The 21,300-nt window shown below is 52.9% G+C and carries 18 protein-coding genes and 1 tRNA gene; 15 read left to right on the top strand and 4 right to left on the bottom strand.

Translation table 11 applies throughout. The features are described from left to right. Nucleotides 1-77: 77 nt before the first annotated feature. The 3 genes from BLQ59_RS03620 (at nucleotide 78) to nagE (ending at nucleotide 4,504) form a co-directional block, all read left to right on the top strand. Entirely contained in the window at nucleotides 78-1,343 is a 1,266-nt protein-coding gene (locus tag BLQ59_RS03620) for a putative porin (protein WP_074571561.1), read from the top strand. Nucleotides 1,344-1,749: 406 nt separating this feature from the next. Further along, nucleotides 1,750-3,015: a putative porin gene (locus tag BLQ59_RS03615; protein WP_074571560.1), complete on the top strand. Its 1,266-nt coding sequence runs from the start codon at nucleotides 1,750-1,752 to the stop codon at nucleotides 3,013-3,015. Between the two features lie 112 nt (nucleotides 3,016-3,127). Then, nucleotides 3,128-4,504 carry an N-acetylglucosamine-specific PTS transporter subunit IIBC gene (nagE, locus tag BLQ59_RS03610; RefSeq protein ID WP_074571559.1) on the top strand — a complete coding sequence of 459 codons (1,377 nt, stop codon included), beginning with the start codon at nucleotides 3,128-3,130 and terminating at the stop codon, nucleotides 4,502-4,504. 50 nt (nucleotides 4,505-4,554) lie between these two features. On the opposite strand, the gene rpmF is transcribed toward nagE, so the two are convergent. Further along, complete coding sequence (gene rpmF / locus BLQ59_RS03605) at nucleotides 4,555-4,734, bottom strand: 50S ribosomal protein L32 (protein WP_014423332.1); 180 nt, start codon at nucleotides 4,732-4,734, stop codon at nucleotides 4,555-4,557. 295 nt (nucleotides 4,735-5,029) lie between these two features. Here rpmF and ilvB point away from each other — a divergent pair, with 295 nt between their 5' ends. The 3 genes from ilvB (at nucleotide 5,030) to BLQ59_RS03590 (ending at nucleotide 9,035) form a co-directional block, all read left to right on the top strand. After that, nucleotides 5,030-6,721, top strand: coding sequence for a biosynthetic-type acetolactate synthase large subunit (ilvB, locus tag BLQ59_RS03600; RefSeq protein ID WP_442516114.1), 1,692 nt, complete (start codon nucleotides 5,030-5,032; stop codon nucleotides 6,719-6,721). Continuing rightward, a complete protein-coding gene (gene ilvN / locus BLQ59_RS03595; protein WP_074571631.1) occupies nucleotides 6,721-7,221 on the top strand; it encodes an acetolactate synthase small subunit in 501 nt (166 codons plus the stop codon). Before ilvB ends, ilvN begins: the two co-directional genes overlap by 1 nt. 134 nt (nucleotides 7,222-7,355) lie before the next feature. Further along, the gene (locus BLQ59_RS03590; protein WP_074571557.1) at nucleotides 7,356-9,035 is read left to right on the top strand and encodes a carbon starvation CstA family protein; all 1,680 of its coding nucleotides are present in this window, start codon (nucleotides 7,356-7,358) and stop codon (nucleotides 9,033-9,035) included. A 503-nt stretch (nucleotides 9,036-9,538) separates the two neighbouring features. Here BLQ59_RS03590 and BLQ59_RS03585 read toward each other — a convergent pair. After that, nucleotides 9,539-10,009: a hypothetical protein gene (locus BLQ59_RS03585; protein ID WP_176756712.1), complete on the bottom strand. Its 471-nt coding sequence runs from the start codon at nucleotides 10,007-10,009 to the stop codon at nucleotides 9,539-9,541. 150 nt (nucleotides 10,010-10,159) lie between these two features. Here BLQ59_RS03585 and BLQ59_RS03580 point away from each other — a divergent pair, with 150 nt between their 5' ends. From BLQ59_RS03580 to BLQ59_RS03540, 9 genes are all read left to right on the top strand, one after another. After that, entirely contained in the window at nucleotides 10,160-10,963 is an 804-nt protein-coding gene (locus BLQ59_RS03580; RefSeq protein ID WP_074571555.1) for a Cof-type HAD-IIB family hydrolase, read from the top strand. A gap of 14 nt (nucleotides 10,964-10,977) precedes the next feature. Next, nucleotides 10,978-11,910, top strand: coding sequence for an RNase adapter RapZ (gene rapZ, locus BLQ59_RS03575; protein WP_081342433.1), 933 nt, complete (start codon nucleotides 10,978-10,980; stop codon nucleotides 11,908-11,910). A 2-nt stretch (nucleotides 11,911-11,912) separates the two neighbouring features. After that, on the top strand, nucleotides 11,913-13,229 hold the full coding sequence (locus tag BLQ59_RS03570) for a gluconeogenesis factor YvcK family protein (protein ID WP_074571554.1): 1,317 nt from the start codon (nucleotides 11,913-11,915) through the stop codon (nucleotides 13,227-13,229). Nucleotides 13,230-13,260: 31 nt separating this feature from the next. Further along, nucleotides 13,261-14,196: a DNA-binding protein WhiA gene (gene whiA / locus BLQ59_RS03565; protein WP_074571553.1), complete on the top strand. Its 936-nt coding sequence runs from the start codon at nucleotides 13,261-13,263 to the stop codon at nucleotides 14,194-14,196. A 3-nt stretch (nucleotides 14,197-14,199) separates the two neighbouring features. Next, nucleotides 14,200-14,997 carry a polysaccharide deacetylase family protein gene (locus tag BLQ59_RS03560; RefSeq protein ID WP_074571552.1) on the top strand — a complete coding sequence of 266 codons (798 nt, stop codon included), beginning with the start codon at nucleotides 14,200-14,202 and terminating at the stop codon, nucleotides 14,995-14,997. Between the two features lie 23 nt (nucleotides 14,998-15,020). Next, a complete protein-coding gene (locus BLQ59_RS15935; RefSeq protein WP_074571551.1) occupies nucleotides 15,021-16,307 on the top strand; it encodes a hypothetical protein in 1,287 nt (428 codons plus the stop codon). 111 nt (nucleotides 16,308-16,418) lie between these two features. Beyond that, a complete protein-coding gene (metG, locus tag BLQ59_RS03550; RefSeq protein WP_074571550.1) occupies nucleotides 16,419-18,368 on the top strand; it encodes a methionine--tRNA ligase in 1,950 nt (649 codons plus the stop codon). Between the two features lies 1 nt (nucleotide 18,369). After that, entirely contained in the window at nucleotides 18,370-19,149 is a 780-nt protein-coding gene (locus BLQ59_RS03545; RefSeq protein ID WP_176756711.1) for a TatD family hydrolase, read from the top strand. Between the two features lie 193 nt (nucleotides 19,150-19,342). Continuing rightward, nucleotides 19,343-20,158, top strand: a complete 816-nt coding sequence (locus tag BLQ59_RS03540) for a G5 and 3D domain-containing protein (protein ID WP_074571549.1) — start codon at nucleotides 19,343-19,345, stop codon at nucleotides 20,156-20,158. A 55-nt stretch (nucleotides 20,159-20,213) separates the two neighbouring features. Here BLQ59_RS03540 and BLQ59_RS03535 read toward each other — a convergent pair whose 3' ends face one another. Continuing rightward, the gene (locus BLQ59_RS03535; RefSeq protein WP_074571548.1) at nucleotides 20,214-21,053 is read right to left on the bottom strand and encodes an HAD family hydrolase; all 840 of its coding nucleotides are present in this window, start codon (nucleotides 21,051-21,053) and stop codon (nucleotides 20,214-20,216) included. Between the two features lie 57 nt (nucleotides 21,054-21,110). Then, nucleotides 21,111-21,184: transfer RNA gene (locus BLQ59_RS03530), tRNA-Gly, on the bottom strand. Nucleotides 21,185-21,300: the final 116 nt, after the last annotated feature.

The raw sequence follows: 21,300 nt of genomic DNA, 5'->3' as shown, positions 1-21,300 counted from the left end.
CGTGAGGAAACTTGGACACTCCGCAAGCAAGTGGCTCTCGAGAAGGTTATTTTAATCTTTTTGAGGAGGAGTTTATTATGAAAAAGACTCTGGTATCCGCTTTGACTACGGCTTTGGTCGTAGGTGCAGCCAGCACGACGTTTGCTGCTGCTAATCCGTTCTCCGATGTTCCGGCTGACCATTGGGCATATGATGCCGTAAGCCAGCTGGCCGCTGATGGTGTTATCGAAGGTTATGGCGACACCACCTTCAAGGGCAACCGCAACATCACTCGTTATGAAATGGCTCAGATGGTAGCCAAGGCTATGGCCAAGAATACCTCTGGTGCTGACAAAGCTCTGGTTGACAAACTCGCAGCAGAATTCGCTGAAGAACTCAACAACCTCGGCGTACGCGTAAGCAAACTTGAACGCAATGCTGATATGGTAAAATGGAACGGCGAAGCTCGTTACACCTACACCAGCGTGCGTAACGAGGCGGATGGCTACAAACATAAAAAGGATAACAGCGATAAAGCCCTGCTCCGCTTAGAACCAACTGCGGAAGTAAATAGTCATTGGAAGGTAAAAGCTCGTTTGGATGCACAGACCGATATGCAGTCTGATACGGGCGATGATGGTAATGTCAAGTTGAAACGCATCTGGGCACAGGGCAATTACAAGAATTTTCAGGTAAAACTTGGTAAATTTGCTTCTTATAACAATGATACTTTTGCCGATACCGAATTCTCTGGTGCGGAAATTGCAGTTGGCAATAAGGTGAAAGGTATTCTGGGCGCTGGTCGTTTGAGCACTACGTCGATAGCAAATAGCTATTGGTCTGATAAGGAAGATAAGACCTTTGTTGATAAGGCAAATTATCAGTATTTGGCAGTTGCAGGCAAGGCTGGCAAACTTGATGCGGGCATTCATTGGCATCGTATCAGCACGGAAGATTTCGAGTATTGGCTAACTAATGATGATACCAAAACGTTCAATATCTTTGGTGCTAAGCTCGGCTATCAGTTCGATAAGAATATCGGTGTTAAAGGATTCTACAACCATAACAATAAAGTAGATTACTATAAGAATGCTTATAACGTCGAAGTTAACTACAAGGGTGCGCAGAAAGAAAACAAGGGCACCTGGGGTGCATGGGTAGCTTACCGTCATCTTGGTCCGGGCGCTCTTGTCAAGAGCACTTATGATGTCATCCAGCCGTACTACAAAGGTTGGGAAATCGGTGTAAACTATACGCCGTTCAAGAATGTTGTAGGAACGCTCCGCTATGGTCATTCCAAAGATATCGAGCTTGACAATTATAAGCAGAAGATTCTCTTCGGTCGCGTACAGTTCTTCTTCTAATTCCATATCGTGACGTCAGATTGACCGGTCAATGGCTGGTCAATGAAAAGTCCCCCGGAACTCATGGCGGTTCTGGGGGATTTATTTGTATTGGCTATGGGGTAATCCGTTGCTAAAGGTTTGTATGCTTGTAATGCCTGTTCTACCAATTTGTTTAAGCTGATGCCCCAAAAGTTCCTTGCGCGGGTGTGGTTTATGGAACACTTTTGGAATCTATAATTTTCCTTCGGATGGTTGATGATGGAAATTTTCTAATCAAAGTTTAATCGAAATTTAACCGTCCTTTAATTGTATTTGAGCTAGTCAAGTAATATAATTAAATCATCCCAAGGGACAAGGAAACATGGACACTTGCCTCCGGGAACGGTTAATTATTAGTTCTATCTCAAGAACGGAGGAGATAATCATGAAAAAGTCAATCATTACGGCTGTAACCACTGCAATGGTTATTGGCGCCGCATCCACTACTTTTGCCGCAACGAACCCGTTCAGCGATGTTCCTGCTGATCATTGGGCTTATGATGCTGTACAGCAGCTGGCTGCTGATGGTGTCATCGAAGGTTACGGCGACGGTTCCTTCCAGGGCAACAAGAACATCACTCGTTATGAAATGGCACAGATGGTAGCAAAAGCTATGGCCAAGAACACCAGCGGTGCAGACAAGGCTCTTGTTGACAAACTGGCTGCAGAATTTGCCGAAGAACTCAACACGCTGGGCGTACGCGTCAGCAACCTCGAACGCAATGCAGACAAGGTGAAATGGAACGGCCAGGCTCGTTACACCTATACCAGCGAACGTAATAAAGGTGAGAAACGTCAGAATGATGATGAACTGTTGTTCCGTCTCGAACCCTCTGCAGAGGTCAATGACCACTGGCATGTAAATGCTCGTTTGGATGCTTCCACGGATCTGGCTAAAGACAGCGGCGATGACAAGCAGGATACGACGGTTAAACTGAAACGCATTTGGGCTGAAGGCCAGTATGGCACGACGAACATCAAACTCGGTAAGCTCCCGATGCAGCTCAACAGCGATCTGCTCTTCGATGATGAACTTTCCGGTGCATCCATCACCACGGGTAAAGATCTGAAGCTGACCTTGCAGGCTGGCCGTTGGAATCTGAACAGAGCCAACAAATATATCAAGGACGCTACTGATGATGATAGTGCTGCTAATATGCAGAGCATTGGTCTTCAGTATGACAAGAACAAACTTTCCCTGGGCGCAGCTTATCATAATCTGAACAGTGATACGTTCAGAAATGTGGTTAAGTACCGCGATGGTGCAACGACCACTGACAATGCACAGATCTGGGCTGTCAATGCTCACTATCAGTTTGACAAGAATGTAGGCCTCGGCGGCACTTATGCAGAAAATGCCAAGGCTGACAACTACAAGAAGGCTGGCAGTGTAGAGCTGACTTACAAAGGCGCACAGAAGGAGAACAGAGGCACCTGGGGTATGTACACGGCTTACCGTCACCTCGGTCAGAACGTAGCTTTCGATCCGTCCTATGATGGTGCTATGAGCGGCACCAAGGGCTGGGAAGTTGGCACGAACTACACGCTGGCTAAGAATACGGTAGCAACGCTGAAATACTTCAACGGTGAACAGATCAGCAATGGTAAAGATGCTCAGAAACTGTTCGGCCGCGTACAGTTCTTCTTCTAATCCCCTTATCCCCCGACAGGATACCTGGATTGTAAGATTCAGTTAATTATGCTAAAATAAGCGAGGCAGTATGGTACTGTCTCGCTTATTTATTTTAAAGGGAGTGAATTCTATGAAAAACTGGTTTACCCAGCTGCAAAGCATTGGCAAGGCGCTGATGCTGCCCATCGCAGTCCTGCCTGCGGCAGCACTTCTGTTGCGCCTGGGTGCCCCGGATGTCCTGAACATCCCCTTTATCACCAAGGCCGGTGGAGCGGTCTTTGATAATCTGGCACTCATCTTTTCCATTGGTATTGGCGTAGGTCTGGCCAAGGATAATAACGGCGCGGCAGGTTTGGCCGGTGCTATTGGCTATCTGATTCTGACCTCGGCGCTCAAGACCATTGACGAAACCCTCAATATGAGCGTGCTCGCTGGTATTGTCAGCGGTATTGAAGCTGGTGTGCTCTATAATCGCTATCATAAAGTAAAATTACCGGAATATCTGGGTTTCTTCGGCGGCCGGCGTTTCGTGCTGATCGTGACGGCGGCCGTGTCCATCGTGCTGGCAGCCATTTTTGGCATCATTTGGGGGCCGTGTCAGTCCTTCATCCATGCTGTGGGTGAATGGATCATCGGTGCGGGTGCGCTGGGAACCTTTGTATATGGCGTTCTGAATCGTCTGCTCATTCCGGTGGGGCTCCATCATATCCTCAACAGTTTCATCTGGTTCGTGTTCGGTGCGTACACCAACCCGGTGACGGGAGCGGTGGCTACGGGGGACCTCAACCGCTTCTTTGCCGGTGATCCGTCTGCGGGTATGTTCATGGCCGGCTTCTTTCCGATGATGATGTTCGGTATGCCGGCAGTAGCTTTGGCTATGTATCATGCGGCCAAGCCTGAGAACCGCGCCAAGATTGGCGGCATGCTGGCTTCGGTGGCATTCACGGCCTTCCTGACGGGGATCACGGAACCGATTGAATTCATGTTCATGTTCCTGGCGCCGGCGCTCTATGCCGTACATGCGGTATTGACCGGTCTTTGCCTGGCGGTGACGTATTCTCTCGGCGTATTGGATGGGTTCGGTTTCTCGGCCGGTTTTATCGACTATGTGATTGACTGGGGGCTGGCGACGAAGCCGGAGATGATCCTCGTTATCGGTGCAGGTGTGTTCGTGCTTTATTACGGCATTTTCAGCTGGGCTATCCGTCAGTTTGATATCCCGACCATCGGCCGTTATGATGAAGACATGCCCGCGACGAGTGAGCCGACAACCATGAGTGAACTGTCGGAACAGGTGCTCGCCGCTCTGGGGGGCAAGGAGAACATCGAAGAGCTCTCCAATTGTGCAACGCGTCTGCGCTGTACGGTGAAGGATACGGCTAAGATGGACCTGGAACGCATCAAGAAGATCAATGGCGTCCGGGGCGCTTTTGCCACGGGCAACGCGGTGCAGGTGGTTATCGGCACCAATGCTGAACATGTGGCTAATGAAATCCTGGCACATTAATTCAATAAAAAAATGACCTTCCCATAAGGGAAGGCCATTTTTTTATAAGCTTATTCAGCTGCAGCGACAACTTCCTTGCCGTCATAGTAGCCGCATTCAGGGCATACGTGATGAGGCATCTTCGGTTCGTGGCACTGCGGGCAAGCTACGAAGCCCGGTGCTTCCAGTTTCCAGTTAGCACGGCGCTGATCGCGGCGGGCCTTGGACATTTTTCTCTTTGGTACTGCCATGTTGATTCACCTCCGGAACAATCCGACTTACTGTAGTGAAATCCAGACATGCAGGGGAAATCCCCTCGGTTGATGCTGAATGGATTCATTTCACAAGTTTTATGTACATTGACATACTGTAATATTTTATCCTTTTTGCGGTAGAATTGCAAGGATTTTTTTCTTTTCTTATCGAAATTAGTTTTGTATTCACTTATTGTAACATTGTATACAAATGGTGTATAATATTACTTGTGACTTACGGTTAAGTGTAAACTACCCAAAGCATAGATGAAGGGGAGGGCTTGATTTGATGATGAATGGAGCTCAGGCAGTATTGGAAAGCCTGAAAAAAGAAGGCGTGGACGTGGTGTTCGGCTACCCCGGGGGAGCGGTGCTGACGCTTTATGACGCAGTTTATAAGATGAAATTTCCGCATATTCTGACAAGACATGAGCAGGGGGCCATCCATGCGGCTGATGGTTATGCGCGGGCTACGGGCAAGGTCGGCGTGGTGTTCGCGACCTCCGGCCCTGGTGCCACGAACCTCATTACGGGCATTGCTACAGCCTGCACTGACTCCGTGCCGCTCGTCTGCATCACAGGGCAGGTGGCCAATCCCTATATCGGCAAGGACTCCTTCCAGGAGGCCGATATCTTCGGTATCACGACACCTATCACCAAGCATAACTATCTGGTCAAGGATGTCAAAGAACTGCCGCGGGTACTCAAGGAGGCCTTCTTTATCGCCAATACAGGCCGCAAGGGCCCTGTGGTCATCGATGTGGCCAAGGATGTGTTCGATGCAAAGCTTGACTATGAATATCCGGAAAAGGTCAATCTGCGCGGTTATAGCGGCGTCTATGATGGCAATGAAAAGGAAATCGCGGCAGCTGTAGAAGCGGTGCAGAAGGCAGAACGCCCTTTAATCTTCGCGGGCGGCGGCATCGTGAGTTCCGATACGGCGGCAGAGGTGCAAAAGCTGGCCAAGAAACTCGGCGTGCCGGTAACGTCAACCCTGCTGGGCTTAGGTTCTGTACCTGCTGATACGGACGGATTTTTAGGTTTTGCGGGGATGCATGGCTCCTATGCGGCCAATATGGCCATCCAGAAATGCGACCTGCTGCTCTGCATCGGCATGCGCTTCAGTGACCGCGTGACGGGACGCGTGGACGGCTTTGCGCCCAAGGCGAAGATCATCCATTTCGAGCTTGACCGGGCGGAAATCAACAAGAATGTCACGGCGGACCTAAAGGTCCTGGGCGACCTGCGCTGGACATTGCCGCGCTTCAACAAGAAGCTCTCTGCGACGAAGGAGAAGTTTGCCGAGAAGTTCAAGGGCTGGAAAGAGGATGTCATCCAGATGCACAAGGAGCATCCGTTCAGCTACGTGGAGAACGGCGACGCCATCAAGCCGGGAGCCTTGATCCGCAAGATCAGTGAACTCTCCGATAAGGATACCATTGCCGTGACCGACGTCGGCCAGCATCAGATGTGGGCGGCGCAGTTTTTCGATGTCTACAAGCCTCGCCATTTTCTGACCTCGGGCGGTCAGGGCACGATGGGCTACGGCCTGCCGGCGGCCATGGGCGCCAAGGTCGGTGCCCCGGACAGCAAGGTAGTGCTCTTCACGGGTGATGGCAGCATCATGATGAACTGTCAGGAATTTGCCACGATTGCCGATAACGATATCGACGTGAAGGTCGTGATCGTCCATAACTGTATCCTGGGCATGGTGGGGCAATGGCAGCGCCTGTTCTACAACCATCATTACTCCCAGTCGGAGCTCAAGGGCAAGACGGATTTCGTCAAGCTGGCTGAGGCCATGGGGCTCAAGGGCTATCGCCTGACGAAGAAGGAGGAGCTCGATACCGTGCTGCCTAAAATCATGGCTGAGAAAGGGCCGGCGCTTATTGATGTGCTGATTCCGGAAGAAGAGGACGTCCTGCCCATGGTGCCGGGCGGCAAGCGGCTGGACCAGATGGTGCTGGGAGGTAGCAAGAAATGATGAAAAAATATTTACTCGCTGTATTAGTTGACAATAAACCCGGTGTACTCACGCATGTTTCCGGTCTGATCAGCCGCCGGGCCTTCAATATCGAAAGCATTTCCGCCGGCTACACCGAGGAACCTGAGGTCACGCGTATCAATATCGTGGTGTCCGTAGAGTCAAAAAATGAGCTCGACCAGGTGGTAACCCAGCTGGGCAAGCTCATCGATGTGATCAAGATCGTCAATTTGTCGGAAGTAGACTCCATCGAACGGGAGCTTGTGATGATCAAGGTGCGGGCCGACAAGAGCAATCGTGCGGAACTCATCGATATCGTCAATATCTTCCGGGCTAATATCGTCGATGTGAGCCAGGAAAATGTGGTCATCGAACTCACAGGGCAGCAGAGCAAGATTGACGGCATTATCGAAGTCCTGTCCGATTACGAAATCATCGAGATCGCCCGCACTGGTTCCATTGCCCTGTCCCGCGGACCTGTTCCGGTGAAGCAGATGTAAAATTTAAGTTTACAAGTTGACACATACATTACAAAGTGTTATTATGATGGTCAAACAAAAGTCCGTCATAATAACACTTTTATTATTTTTCACGGACATTTGTTATCGGCATTATTTTGAAAGAGGGTTTTAGGATGAATGGTTTGACACTTGTGGGCTTTGCCATGTGTGCATTCGTGGCGGCCTATTTTTTGTATGGGCGCTGGCTCGTGAAGACCTGGGGCATCGATCCGCAGGCGAAAACGCCGGCTGTGGCGCTGGAGGATGGAGGGGATTTCGCTCCGGCTTCCCGGTTTACGGTGTTTGCGCATCAGTTTTCCTCGATTACGGGGGCTGGGCCGGTGACCGGCCCCATCATCGCGGCGATGTTCGGCTGGGCACCGGCGATGCTCTGGCTGCTGGTGGGCGGCATCTTCTTCGGTGCGGTGCAGGATTTCACGGCGCTCTATGCTTCGGTGAAGAATCAGGGCAAGAGCATGGGCATGCTGATTGAGCATTATGTGGGGCGCACGGGACGCCGTTTGTTCCTGCTGTTCTGCTGGCTCTTCACGCTGCTGGTGCTGGCGGCTTTTGCCGATATCCTGGCCAATACCTTCAATGGTTTTGCCAAGGACGGTGCACTGAATGTGCCGGGCGCGCAGGCAGCGACGATTTCCCTGCTGTATATTGTCGTGGCCATGGGCTTTGGCTGGTTCATCAGTAAGGTACAGCCATCCGGGCTGGTGAAATTCCTCGTGGCAGTGGTGCTGGTGGTGGCCATGTTCGCTGTGGGCATGCAGTTCCCGCTGTATCTGGATGCACATAGCTGGCGCTATGTGACCTTTGGTTATTGCTTCATTGCGTCCGTCCTGCCCATGTGGCTGTTGATGGAACCGCGTGATTATCTGTCTTCCTTCCTGTTGCTGGGCATGGTGTTCGGCGGCGTGGTCGGTGTCCTCGTGGCCAATCCGGTCATCAATATGCCGGCTTTTGTAGGGTTCACGGTCAAAGGCCAGTCGTTGTTCCCTATCTTGTTCATCACGATTGCCTGCGGCGCGGTGTCCGGTTTCCATAGCCTCGTATCTTCGGGCACTTCTTCCAAGGCTATCGCTAATGAGAAGGATATGCTGCCGGTTGGTTACGGCGCAATGCTTGTGGAATCCCTGCTGGGTGTGGTTGCCCTTGTTATAGCCTGTGCGGCTGCCTCTAATGGCACGCTTCCTTCCGGCACGCCGTTCCAGATCTTTGCTGGGGCCATCGGTGGATTCTTCCAGATGTTTGGCCTGCCGGCAGCGGTTTCGGCCTGCGTGATCACGATGTGCGTATCGGCCTTGGCCATGACGACGATTGATTCCGTGGCCCGCATCGGCCGCATGTCTCTGCAGGAACTGGTGGCACCGGGCGAAGGCGCCAAGGCTTCCGGTTTTGCAAAATTCCTGATGGATAAATATGTGTCCACGGCGGTGACGCTCGTACTGGCCTATGCTTTGTGCCTGGCTGGTTATATGAATATCTGGCCGCTGTTCGGTGCAGCCAATCAGCTGCTGTCGGCACTCGTGCTGATCTCGCTGGCACTGTTCTTGAAGTCGACGGGGCGCAAAGGATGGATGCTCTATGTGCCGATGACGTTCATGTTCCTCGTGACGATGAGTGCGCTCGTCATGAGCGTGATCGGTATCGTCGGCAAGCTTGGCAGCGGCGATTTCACCCTGATGGTGGATGGTTTGCAGCTCGTGCTGGCAATTGCTTTGATGACACTGGCGGTGCTGGTGGCGAAGACCTGCGGCAGCGGACTGTTCGGAAGAAATGAACAGGCTATTGTAGAGGCTGAGTAATTACCATAGCTTTTGGGCTCGTGGTACGCTGCCAGCGGCGGTGTTTGCCACGCTGCGCTCGGCGGCTCGCTAAAAAATCTCCTTTGCCCTTAATTAGGCATATCTAAAAGTCAAAACTCGCTGCGCTCAAACAGTAGACTTTTAGACATGATATTAAGGTGGGCAAAGGAGATTTTTCTTTACGCTCGCTCGCCTGACGCTCCGCTTAGGCAAGCACCGCCGCTGGCGCTAGTTGGACGGAAGTAGCGCCAGCGGTGAACAGGCAACTGCCTGCTAAACACGGAGGCGGGGACGGGCGGATTTTGCCCCAGCGAAGCGTAGGGCGGCAGGCGTAAAGAACCGCTTTTTTGCCTACATAAAAATCAGCGGGAAAAGGCTTTTGTTTGAACGAAGTGAGTTTAAGCCGTTCCCGCTGAATCAAGGCAAAAAAGCGGTTTAGCCTGCCGTCCTAGCGCAGTCGGGGTGAAATCCGCCCGTCCTCGCCGGACTCGCAATAGAAGTCTTTATTGTACCTGCCGCTTCCAATATTCAAGGTCGGGGGCGTTGAGGGGCAGATCGATTGTCTGCCCGTTATCGTAGTAAAAGCGGAACCGGACGGTTTCTGCTTTGCGGATGGCTGGCAGGCTGGCGCGGGGGAGTTCGACGAAGAGTTTGTTCTCGTTCTGCCAGGCGTGGTCGCGGCTGGCGTGGGGCGGCGGTGTCTGTTTGGTGGCGGCCTTCATTTCCCAGGCGTCGCCGTCGGTGTAGAGGATGGCCTCGTTCTTGAGTTTGGCACTGTCATAGCGCCAGTCCCAGATGGTCAGTACGGCGCCTTCGAGCTTGCCTTCCACGGTATGGGAACTCTGGAAGTCGATGCGGCAGTAGGCCGACAGGCTTTCAGCCGTGCGGTGGTCGATATGGTAAGTGTAGGACAGGCCAAAGACACCTGTGATCATCAACAGCAGGCCGATGCCTATGAAAATTTTTTTTATCATGAAAATAATCCCCTTTTTGACTGGTTACGAATTTACAATAGATAGTATAACATATTCGACTTTTTCCTTGCAATTTCAGCGGGATGTGAGAAAATAGAAGGTGTTGAATTTTACCTATAGAAGATAAAAATACCACAAGGGGGCATTTTTATGACGATAAAATTATTGGCAACGGATCTGGATGGCACTCTGCTGCGGGGCGGCAAGCCTGTGTCAGAGGGCAATATTGCGGCGGCTCAGGCTGCAGCTAAGGCCGGTACCATTGTCACCATTGCCACGGGGCGCATGTACCGCGCGGCTTTACCGGTGGCTGAGGCATTGGGGCTGGATGTGCCCATCATCACCTATAACGGGGCACTGATCAAGTCCACGTCCGGCAAGGTTTACTATGAGCATTATTTAGATGAAGAAATCTGTTGCCGCATTGCAGATTTCTGCGCAGAACGCAACTGGTATCTGCAGTCCTATAGCGGCGATGAACTCTACTATTCCGACTACGGCGCCTTTTCCAAGCGCTATGAGATCAGCCAGAAGGTGATTGGCAAGGAAGTCGGCTATGAGGGCATGAAGGAGAAGGTCAGCAAGATGTACAAGATGCTGATCATCACCTCCGGACCGGACGTGACGCCGGCCTGGATGGCTGAATTACAGGCTGAGTTCGGCGACAGCATTGCCATGACGCAGTCGGCCCCGGACTTCATTGAAATTATCGCGCCGGGCGTGTCCAAGGCAGCAGGCCTCACGAAATTAGCCGAGCTGCTGAATATCGACATCAGCGAAATCATGGCTATCGGCGATGCCAATAATGACCTGCCCATGCTCAAAGCCGCAGGTTTCAGTGTGGCCATGGGCAATGCGACGGATGACATCAAGGCCGTGACCGATGCGGTTACGGGTAATTGTGACGATGACGGCTGGGCACAGGCTGTCAGCAAATACATTCTCAATCAGTAAGGCAGGTGACAGGAATGGAAGAGAAAACGGAAATGGAACTTTCACAGCCCAAAGAGGAGAAATTCCGTCTGGTCATTGTGACCGGTATGAGCGGCGGCGGTAAGACGCAGGCCTGCCGCTATATGGAGGATCTGGGCTACTTCGTGGTGGACAATCTGCCGCCTGTGTTCATCCCCAAATTCGTGGAACTCTGCAAGCATGCCGGTGACCATGTGGGCAAGGTCGTGCTCGTCGTGGATACCCGCAGCCGGGAGTTCTTCGACACCTTCATCCATGTGCTCGACGATATGGACAAGGATGATGTGCCCTATGAAATGCTCTTCATGGATGCTTCCGATGCCTGCATCATCCGCCGGTACAAGGAAACCCGCCGCCGCCATCCCATGGCGCCGTCCTCGCGGATTTCCGACGGCATTGCCAAGGAACGGGAGCGCCTGTCCCCGGCGAGAGCAAAAGCTACCTATATCATTGATACATCCGAACTCAAGAAGGTGGAACTGCGGGACAAGATCCACCGTATTTTTGGCAACAGCGACGGGGAACAGATGAGCATCAACGTGCTGTCCTTCGGCTTCAAATTCGGCATGCCGCTCGATGCGGACATGGTCTTTGACGTGCGCTTCCTGCCCAATCCCTTCTACATCGAATCCATGCGTCATAAGAGTGGCGCGGTGCCGGAGGTGGCAGAGTACATTGCCAAGTGGCCGGTGACGCAGGAGTTTGTCGAACATCTGGATGGCATGATGGATTTCCTCGTGCCCCAGTATGTCAAGGAAGGCAAGAGCCAGCTGGTCATTGCCGTGGGCTGTACCGGCGGCATGCATCGCAGCGTCTTTATCGCCAAGCATATCTTCGACCGCCTGAAGGATAAAGGCATGCCTGTGAAGCTGGAACACCGGGACCTGATGAAGAACGATGTCTGGGAACACGTGCGTGAGGAGTGCTGAGGATGCATTTGTTGAAATGGCTCTATCCCGGCATGAAATTCAAACGCTGGCTGCTGCTGTTCTCTGCAGGGGTTATGCTGGTGAGCCTGGGATTGGCCCTGATCTTTAACTATAAATATCTGGACGCCATCGAAGAAGCCATCTTTCAGGCCGTTTATCTTTGGAAGGGTACTTATGACTATTCCATCACGACGATTATTGGGATATTGGTGGTGGGTTTAGGCGCTGTGCTGATGCTGGCGGCTACCCGCTATGTCATCCGCTCGGTCATCATGGTGCTGCTGCCGGACAATTCGGAACGGCTGGTGGATATCATCTATGAGAAAAGACGTTTGGGCAAGGGCCCGAATGTGGCTGTCGTTGGCGGCGGCCATGGACTTTCCGTGCTGCTGCGCGGCATCAAGGCGGCTACGAGCAATGTCACGGCAGTCGTGACCGTGGCCGATGATGGCGGTTCTTCCGGGCGCTTGCGCGAGGAATTCGGCATCATCCCGCCGGGCGACCTGCGCAACTGTCTGGTCGCGCTGGCCGATACCGAACCGTTGATGGAAAAACTCTTCCAGTACCGCTTCAAGGGCGAAACGGAGCTGGCCGGCCATAGCTTCGGCAATCTCTTTATCGCGGCCATGAATGAAGTCACGGGCGATATGGAACAGGCCTTGCAGGAGTCCTCGAAGGTCCTCGCGGTCAAGGGGCAGGTACTGCCGGCCTCCAAGGACCATGTGCGCCTCGATGCCATTATGGAAGATGGTACTGTGGTGGAAGGGGAATCGCAGATTCCTGAAGTGCATAAGCGCATCAAGCGGGTGCGGCTGTTCCCCGAAAAGGTACAGCCGGTGCAGTCGGCTTTGGATGCACTCACGAATGCGGATGCCATCATCTTAGGCCCGGGCAGTCTCTATACGAGCATCATGCCCAACCTGTTGGTGGACGGCGTAGCTGAGGCCATCCGCAAGAGCAAGGCCATCAAGATCTACATCTGCAATGTCATGAGCCAGCCCGGCGAAACTGATGGCTATACCGCATCCATGCATGCCAAGGCCATCATCGACCATGGCGGCAAGGGCATCATCGACTATATGCTGGTCAATGATGCGGCTATTTCGCCGGAGATGCAGGAATATTACGCATCCAAGGGCGCGTATCCGGTGGAAGTGGATGAAGATGCCATCAATGCGTTGGGCGTGGGGTTCGTCAAGGCGGACATCATCAATGAGAATGAAGTCATCCGTCACGATCCCGACAAGCTCAGCAAGGCTGTGATGAATATGGTCTATCATCTGCAGCCCAGTGCCTTGAAGAAATTCGAAGTCAGATAATCAGTAAGTTAGTTGGACAAGGAGGCTGGCGATGCCATCTTTTGCCACCGAGGTGAAAAATGAACTGGCCCGCCTGTACTATGAAGAGCCCTGCTGCCGGGGGGCAGAACTGGCGGCGCTCCTGCGCATGGGAGCTGCGCTGACCATCGGCGCAGGGCATACATTTGGGCTGAATTTCACCTCGAAGAATGCGGCCGTGGCCCGCAAGGTGCTGCAGCTGCTGAAAAGTGAGGGGGAGAACCTGCGGACGGAAATCACCGTGCGCCGTTCCCGGCAGCTCAACAAGAACAACAGTTATACGGTGCGGGTGGTGCCGTCGCAGAAGGTCAACGAATTATTCCAGCGGATTGGCTTCCTCCATGAGGACAGCCTCAATATGGAAAATGACCGCGGCATCCTCAAGAAGCAGTGCTGCCGCATTGCCTATCTTAGAGGAGCCTTTCAGGGCGGCGGCAGCGTGAATCGTCCTGAGTCGGCCTATCATCTGGAACTGGTCACCGGCAGTTATGAGCTCGGGAACCTCTTACATGATCTGTTGCGCCGCATGGGCTTTCCGGCCGGTTTTGTCGACCGCAAGGATGCCTATGTGGTCTATATCAAAGAAGGGGATTCAGTCATTGACTTTCTGGGCATGGTGGAGGCCGATGAAGCGGTAGAAAGCTTTGAGGTGGCCCGTAACGTCAAGGAAGTCCGGGAGCAGGTCAACCGGCTGGTCAACTGCGAGACGGCCAATCTTCAAAAGGCCGTGGACGCGGCCGGCCGGCAGCTGGATATCATCCGGGGTCTGGAGAAAAATGGCCGTCTGGAGAAACTACCCCCGAAGGTGCGGGCGGCGGCCAAAGCCCGTTTGGAAAATCCCGATGCTACGTTGCAGGAGCTTGCAGAAATGCTGGGCATCAGCAAGTCGGGCATGAATCATAGAATGCGGAAACTAAAAGAATTAGCTTCCCAGGAGGAGTGGAATTAAAGATTGCGTTATGTTAGATATGGGCTGGGGATTCTCGCCTTTGCCCTGCTGGTATTTATCTCCTGGCTGACGCTGACGCCAGCGCCTCAGGGCATTTTGGTGCTTGAGTATCATCATATCTGCGATGAGATTGGTGAAGATGGTGCGGCTTATGCTGTGCCGGTGGCGGATTTTTCCCAGCAGCTCGACTATCTGCAGGCCGAGGGGTATACGACCATCACCATGCAGGATTATATGCGGGCCAAGAAGGGCAAGCAGGAACTTCCCGCCAAACCGGTGATCCTGACCTTCGATGATGGTTATGAGGACAATTACACAACCCTGCTGCCCCTGCTCGAAGAGCGCGGCATGAAGGGCACGGTGTATATGATCACCAACAGCATCGGCCGCAAGGGCTATCTCAGTTGGAATCAGCTGCGGGAGATGCAGGAACGGGGCATCGAGATCGGCAGTCATACGGCCAACCATCAGCCCCTGACCACGCTGGATCGGGAGAAGCAGGCGGAGGAAATGAAGCTGTCCAAATTGCTGATGGAGTGGAATGGACTCAAGACCATCTTCACATTCTCCTACCCCAATGGTGCCTATGATGAGGAGATGCCCGCCATGCTCAAGGAAAACGAGTATCTGACGGCGGTTACCGGTGATGGAGGCCTGAATACCTTCCAGACCAATCCCTATCTCCTGCAGCGCATCAACATACCCCGTCCGCATCTGGGGATGACGGAATTCAAGCTGCGGCTTTTCAAGGCCGAAGCGCTCACAAAACTCGGAATCAGACAGCATTTGCTTAAAGAATGAATTAGTAAGGATGTTTTGACTTGATGAATTTGAAATCAAAAATATTAGCGGTTCTGGCGGCGGGCACCTTGTGTTTTCCCCAGATGGCAATGGCGCGTCATGCAGCTGACAGCGGCGCTACTACCGTTGTGCATGTGGAAAAAGTACAGCATGTGCCGGCAGCCCCAAAGGAGGGGGAGCAGACGAATCTTATGCAGCGCATCAGGAGTATTCTGGATACTGCTGACAAAGAACAGAAACAGGAGCCGGAAGCGGTTGCTGCCGGGCGGACGGCGAAGCCCTTGTCCAACGAACTTACCCGTTGGGAAATGGAAAGCCGGGATGAGGGCGGCACATTGCTCTTTTCCGACAGCCCCGAGTATGTAGATACCAACGGTATTCTCTATCAGGATTCGGTACAGGGCGACGCCCGGGTGCTCTTCTACCATCTGAACAACAGTTCTGTGCCCAGAAAATTGGCTGTTGTGCTCAAGAATGAGTACGACGGCCCCAATGAGATCACCATCACCCGCAGCGGCAATGGTGCACCCAGCAGTGACTATCTGAAGGTGGGCAAGGCCACCCAGCTGGAATATTTCCGGGCTGAGAAGAATCAGAAGCTCTCCCTGCCCAAAGGAACAGCCCGTCTGATTCAGGAATCGATGAATATGACCATCCTGCAGCCCGGCGAACTGACCTATGGCGTCTTTGACTTCCATGCCGAACATAGTGTGCTGGTGACTGTGTTGATGCTGGACGCCTATGGCGATCCCGTGACAGCAGCAGAAGAACTGCCGGTACTGCCCAAGGACGAAATGCGCCTGCGGGGGACGTTCAAGGGGATGGACCGGGTGATGTCTGCCAAAAAGATCTATAATCCGCAGGAAGACGGCGGAGTTTATTTCATGCTGGCCGATGATAAGGCCGATAAATACCGCAAGGGCATCGATGCTACCGATGGCAGCCAGGTCACCAACTACGGCAACTACGGCATCAACTATCGGCTGGAACTGCCCGTGGATAATGGCGGCGTCAAATATTATCTGAGCCCGCTGGGCGGTGTGTACGCCGGCGCTATGCGCAGTTTCCACAGCACGAAGGAGTACACGCTCTTCCCGACGCCGGGCGGCCGCACCTACTTCGGCAATCTGACCGCACCGGAAACGGATGAAGTTCAGATCCGCCGGGAAGCCGGACACTGGCAGATCGAGCAGGGGACGGAACTGGCCTCCCTGGGCCAGAGCAATGGCCGGGGCGAGACGGTGTTTGAATTTTCCCCGCCGGGCGCATCCAATCTGCCTGTAGCCATCGTGATGCTGCCCCAAAAGTAAGCCTCATCCGTCAGCCTGTCGGCTGCCATCTTCCCCCCAGGGGGAAGGCTGTAACGAAGATTTTATACGCCCGAATCATTTGCGGGCGCAATATAAGGAGGATCATTTTCCATGTCTGAAAAGAAACCATTTTACATTACTACGCCGATTTATTACCCGAGTGCCAAGCTGCATATCGGTCATGCTTACTGCACGACGATTGCGGATTCCATTGCCCGCTTTCATCGTCTGGCCGGCGAGGATGTGTTTTTCCTGACGGGCTCTGACGAGCACGGCCAGAAAATCCAGCAGAAGGCCGAAGAAGCCGGCATCAAGCCGATTGAATATACGGATAAGATAGTAGCTGGCTTCCAGAATCTTTGGCAGAAGCTCAACATCAGCAACGATGACTTCATCCGCACGACGGAAAAGCGCCATGAAAAAGTAGTGCAGGAGATTTTCCGCCGCATCTACGCCAAGGGCGATATCTATAAAGGTTCCTACAAAGGTCTCTACTGCACGCCCTGCGAAAGCTATTGGACGGAACACCAGCTCGATGAGAATGGCTGCTGCCCGGACTGCGGCCGTCCCGTGCAGGAAGTTTCCGAAGAAGCATACTTCTTCAAGATGAGCAACTATCAGGACCGTATCCTCTCCTATATCGAGGAACATCCGGACTTCATCCAGCCGGTTTCCCGCCGCAACGAGATGATCAACTTCATCAAGCAGGGCTTGGAAGATCTGTGCATTTCCCGTACGTCCTTTGACTGGGGCATTCCCGTGCCGATGGATGAGAAGCACGTCATCTATGTCTGGTTCGATGCGTTGACCAACTACCTGACGCCGATTGGCTTCCTCGATGATCCCGAGAAGTTCAATAAATACTGGCCGGCCAACCTGCACCTCGTGGGCAAGGAAATCGTGCGTTTTCATACCATCATCTGGCCCTGCATTCTGATGGCGCTTGACCTGCCGCTGCCGGAGAAGGTCTATGGCCATGGCTGGCTGATTGTGGACGGCGACAAGATGAGTAAGTCCAAGGGCAATGTCATCGATCCGATTGGCTTGATTGATGAGTTCGGTGCCGATGCCATCCGCTACTTCCTGCTGCGCGAGATCAACCTCGGTCAGGACGGCAACTTCAGCCGCGATGCTTTGATTCAGCGCATCAACAGCGACCTGGCTAATGACCTCGGCAACCTGCTGCACCGTACGCTCAACATGGTCGGCAAGTTCCAGGATGGCGTGCTGATTGCGCCGCAGGGTGAAAGCGAAATCGACAAGAGCCTCAAGGCTGATGCAGCTGAAACGGTATCCTACTTTGTCGAGAATATGGCGAAGATGGAACTTTCCCTGTCCATCAAGAAGGTCTGGGCTTTCATCAGTCGCGCCAACAAATATATCGACGAGACGGCTCCCTGGGCACTGGCTAAGGACGAGACGAAGAAACAGGAACTGGCCAATGTCATGTATAACCTGGCCGAATCCCTGCGCCATATCAGCGTGCTGATCAGTCCGTTTATGCCGATCACGGCGGAACGCATCTGGCAGCAGCTCAATTTGCCGGGCGAGTTTGCCGATGTGCAGTTGGATGATATCAAGGCTTGGGGCGGCATCGCCGGCGGCCATAAGGTAGGCACGCCGGAACAGCTCTTCCCGCGCATCGAAGTGGAGAAGGAAGAAGCTCCGGCCCAAAAGGAGAAACCGGCCAAGGAAAAGAAGAACAAGCAGGAAAAGAAGGCAGAAAAAGCTGCGGATGATAACGCCGAAGTCAGCATTGATGACTTTGCCAAGATCCATCTGCGCGTCGTAAAAGTCCTCGCCGCAGAACCCGTACCCAAGACGGAAAAGCTGCTGAAGCTCACGGTCGATCTGGGCGATGAACAGCGCGAGATCGTTTCTGGCATTGCCAAGCATTATGAACCGGCTGACCTCGTGGGCAAGAATGTCGTCATGGTCATCAACCTCAAGCCGGCCAAGATTCGCGGCATCGTTTCTCATGGCATGGTGCTGGCCGCTTCTCAGGGCGACGACCTGAAAGTTCTGTCTGTGGATATGCCGGTCGGCTCCACGGTGCGCTAAGATGAGCATGGTGGAACTGGTCGATACCCATACGCACCTCAATGACGGCAAATTTGACGGGAAGGAAGCGGAGTTCATTGCCCGCGCCCGCGAGGCGGGAGTAACCCGGCTGATCAATATGGGCGATACCATGGAATCCTCGGCCAAGGCCGTGGAACTGGCGGCGCAATATGAAGGCGTCTACGCCGGTGTGGGCATCCATCCCGAGGAAATCTATGAACTTACCCAAGCTGCTGATGATCAACTGGCAGCCTGGACGCAGGAAGAACGAGTCGTAGCCATCGGCGAGATTGGTCTGGACTACTACTGGGAAAAGGATGAAGCTAAGCGGGAACTGCAGCGCCGGATGTTCATCCATCAGCTGGACTTAGCCCGGCAGCTGCACCTGCCCGTCTGCGTTCATGACCGCGAGGCACATGGCGATACGCTGGCCATCCTCAAGAAAGAGGGCAAAGGCCTCAAGGGCGTACTGCACTGCTTCTCGGGCAGTTTCGAAATGGCCCAGGAAATCTACAAGCTGGGCTGGTTCATCGGCGTGGATGGGCCGCTGACCTATAAGAACGCCGCCAAACTTCCTGATATCGTGAAAAATTTTCCCTTAGAGCGCATTTTGGTGGAGACAGATGCCCCTTATCTGGCACCTGTACCCATGCGCGGCAAGCAGAATGAACCGGCTTTCGTCACCTATGTGGCGGAGAAAGTAGCCGAAATAAGGGGGATTTCCATGGAAATGGTGGCTAAACAAACCTCAATCAATGCTGAGGAATTATACGGCATCTGAACCCCGAAAATGGCCGTTTTTAGGCAAAAGTGGTGGACAAACACTGAAAAGTGGCGTCCACCGCTTTTTTGTTCCCATTTTTCATGTGTTTTTCAGCAAAATGTGGGAGAATAGTAGCATGGAATTTGACAAGGTGATAAATTCCATGCTATACTACGCAAAGTTCTTCACCAAATCAACAAGGGGGCTTTCAATGAGTTTAAAAAAGATATTATCCTTCAACCATAAAGAAAAAAAAGTCATGCTGTGTGTGATGCTCACAGCCATGATGATGATGACAACGGGTTTTACCAAGACCACGTTGCCGGAAGACTGGCATCAAGTGACCATCGTGGCCGATGGCAAGACAATTACGACCACAACCAATCATACGAACCCCGCCTTTATCTTGGGCAAAAATGGCGTGAAACTTAGAGCCAATGACGAATACCATCTGGAAAAGGATGGCAGGAACACGAAAATCACCGTTTACCGCGCGGTCCCGGTAACGGTATCGTACGACGGTCAGACGAAATCTGTCATGACCAGCAAGCAGACCGTAGGCGACGCCCTGATCGAGTTGGGCTACAACCTGGAGGATGTGGAGGCATCCCAGGGACTGAATAAGAGAATTCAGGCGAACATGGACATAGTATTAACTGACAGTGCCAAAAAGAAAGCGGCATTGCAGCGTATGCGTGAAGAACAAATGCGTCCGAGGGTACAGACGGAGATGGGCATGATGGCCTATACTGCCGCCTATACCATGGAAGCAACGGCTTACCTGCCCACTGATGGCAGTGGCACCGGCATGACGGCCATGGGCATTCCTGCCCAGCGTGGTGTGGTAGCCGTAGATCCCCGCGTCATTCCGCTGGGTTCCCGGGTGTACATTCCTGGCTATGGTGTGGCAATCGCTGCCGATACCGGTGGCGCCATCCGCGGCCAGAAGGTGGACCTGTGCATGGAAACCTATGGCGAATGCATGAACTTCGGCAGAAGAAGCATCGAAGTCTACGTGCTGGCGTAAAAAGAAGGCTATGAAAGCGAACAAGTGCTTTCATAGCCTTTTTTCATGGAAAAAATCATATCAGCTGCAGGCGCTGGAAGGCGTGATAGATACCGTCTTCAGCTACAGCATCCGTGATGAGATCAGCCGCAGCCTTTGCTTCGTCACCGCCGTTGCCCATGCAGACGCTACGGGCGCAGTAGGCGAACATGGGGATGTCGATCTTGGCATCGCCGAAGGCAATTGTATCGGCCTTATCCGCGCCGATATGCTTCAGCAGTACATCGATGGCATGGTCCTTGCTGACACCGGCAGGGCCGATATCACCAAACAGGGCCTTTTCCCCCGCACCGCCCCAGGTGCCGAGTTTCAGATGGGCAAATTCCTGCTTCGCAGCTAAGAAGTCCTGATAGCTCTTGAGGATGAAGCTGACCTTGTTCAGATCGTCGCGGTAAAGCTCGCCGCCGAAAATCATTTCCGGGAAGCAGTCCCGCACTGTGAGATGGCGGGCGTTTTCCTGTCCTTTGCGGTAGGCGTATTCCTGCATCAAGGGTTCACCGGCGGTTTCGAAGTTCTCACTGGCAAAGAGACCGTTGTTGCTCTCGAGGAAGAACTCCAGCCCGCGTTCATGCAGCCAGTCCACGATATGATGGCTGTCGGCGGCGCTCAGGACCTGATGCATGATGGCCTGGCCATTATCCTCCACATAACTGCCATTGCCGCCAATCATGCCATCGAGCCCGATATCCCAGATATGCTGATAAACCTCCGCCCGGCTGCGCCCCGTGGAGATATAGACGCGATGCCCGTTCTGCCGCGCCTGCCGGATAGCCTCCACCGCCGACTCTGGCAGGACATTGTCGTAATCCACCAAAGTCCCATCTACATCGAGAAAAATGATTTTCTTATTGCTCATAAATACGCCTCCTTATAGCAAAAAAGGAGCTGCTTTCGCAACTCCTGTAAGATCATATGGAGCGGGCAATGGGAGTCGAACCCACCTCTAAAGCTTGGGAAGCTTTCATTCTACCGATGAACTATGCCCGCAACGACTTTTTTAGTATAGCATTTTTATTTTTTCATTGCAAGGGGGAATTTGGAGCGGGCGGCACGAAATTAAATAGTTTATAGAGATTGTTAGAGAGGGAATTACGATTTAAAGG

This window comes from Pseudoselenomonas ruminantium (assembly GCF_900104055.1).
Taxonomy (GTDB): Bacteria; Bacillota; Negativicutes; order Selenomonadales; family Selenomonadaceae; genus Selenomonas_A; species Selenomonas_A ruminantium_C.
Note: the sequence above shows the minus strand (reverse complement) of the source record. Positions and strands in the feature narration are given on the sequence as shown.

Excerpts from the sequence above, each read along its gene's own strand:
- BLQ59_RS03620 (WP_074571561.1), top strand. The coding sequence starts at position 78 with ATGAAAAAGACTCTGGTATCCGCTTTGACTACGGCTTTGGTCGTAGGT.
- BLQ59_RS03615 (WP_074571560.1), top strand. The coding sequence starts at position 1,750 with ATGAAAAAGTCAATCATTACGGCTGTAACCACTGCAATGGTTATTGGC.
- nagE (WP_074571559.1), top strand. The coding sequence starts at position 3,128 with ATGAAAAACTGGTTTACCCAGCTGCAAAGCATTGGCAAGGCGCTGATG.
- rpmF (WP_014423332.1), bottom strand. The coding sequence starts at position 4,734 with ATGGCAGTACCAAAGAGAAAAATGTCCAAGGCCCGCCGCGATCAGCGC.
- ilvB (WP_442516114.1), top strand. The coding sequence starts at position 5,030 with ATGAATGGAGCTCAGGCAGTATTGGAAAGCCTGAAAAAAGAAGGCGTG.
- ilvN (WP_074571631.1), top strand. The coding sequence starts at position 6,721 with ATGAAAAAATATTTACTCGCTGTATTAGTTGACAATAAACCCGGTGTA.
- BLQ59_RS03590 (WP_074571557.1), top strand. The coding sequence starts at position 7,356 with ATGAATGGTTTGACACTTGTGGGCTTTGCCATGTGTGCATTCGTGGCG.
- BLQ59_RS03585 (WP_176756712.1), bottom strand. The coding sequence starts at position 10,009 with ATGATAAAAAAAATTTTCATAGGCATCGGCCTGCTGTTGATGATCACA.
- BLQ59_RS03580 (WP_074571555.1), top strand. The coding sequence starts at position 10,160 with ATGACGATAAAATTATTGGCAACGGATCTGGATGGCACTCTGCTGCGG.
- rapZ (WP_081342433.1), top strand. The coding sequence starts at position 10,978 with ATGGAAGAGAAAACGGAAATGGAACTTTCACAGCCCAAAGAGGAGAAA.
- BLQ59_RS03570 (WP_074571554.1), top strand. The coding sequence starts at position 11,913 with ATGCATTTGTTGAAATGGCTCTATCCCGGCATGAAATTCAAACGCTGG.
- whiA (WP_074571553.1), top strand. The coding sequence starts at position 13,261 with ATGCCATCTTTTGCCACCGAGGTGAAAAATGAACTGGCCCGCCTGTAC.
- BLQ59_RS15935 (WP_074571551.1), top strand. The coding sequence starts at position 15,021 with ATGAATTTGAAATCAAAAATATTAGCGGTTCTGGCGGCGGGCACCTTG.
- metG (WP_074571550.1), top strand. The coding sequence starts at position 16,419 with ATGTCTGAAAAGAAACCATTTTACATTACTACGCCGATTTATTACCCG.
- BLQ59_RS03545 (WP_176756711.1), top strand. The coding sequence starts at position 18,370 with ATGAGCATGGTGGAACTGGTCGATACCCATACGCACCTCAATGACGGC.
- BLQ59_RS03540 (WP_074571549.1), top strand. The coding sequence starts at position 19,343 with ATGAGTTTAAAAAAGATATTATCCTTCAACCATAAAGAAAAAAAAGTC.
- BLQ59_RS03535 (WP_074571548.1), bottom strand. The coding sequence starts at position 21,053 with ATGAGCAATAAGAAAATCATTTTTCTCGATGTAGATGGGACTTTGGTG.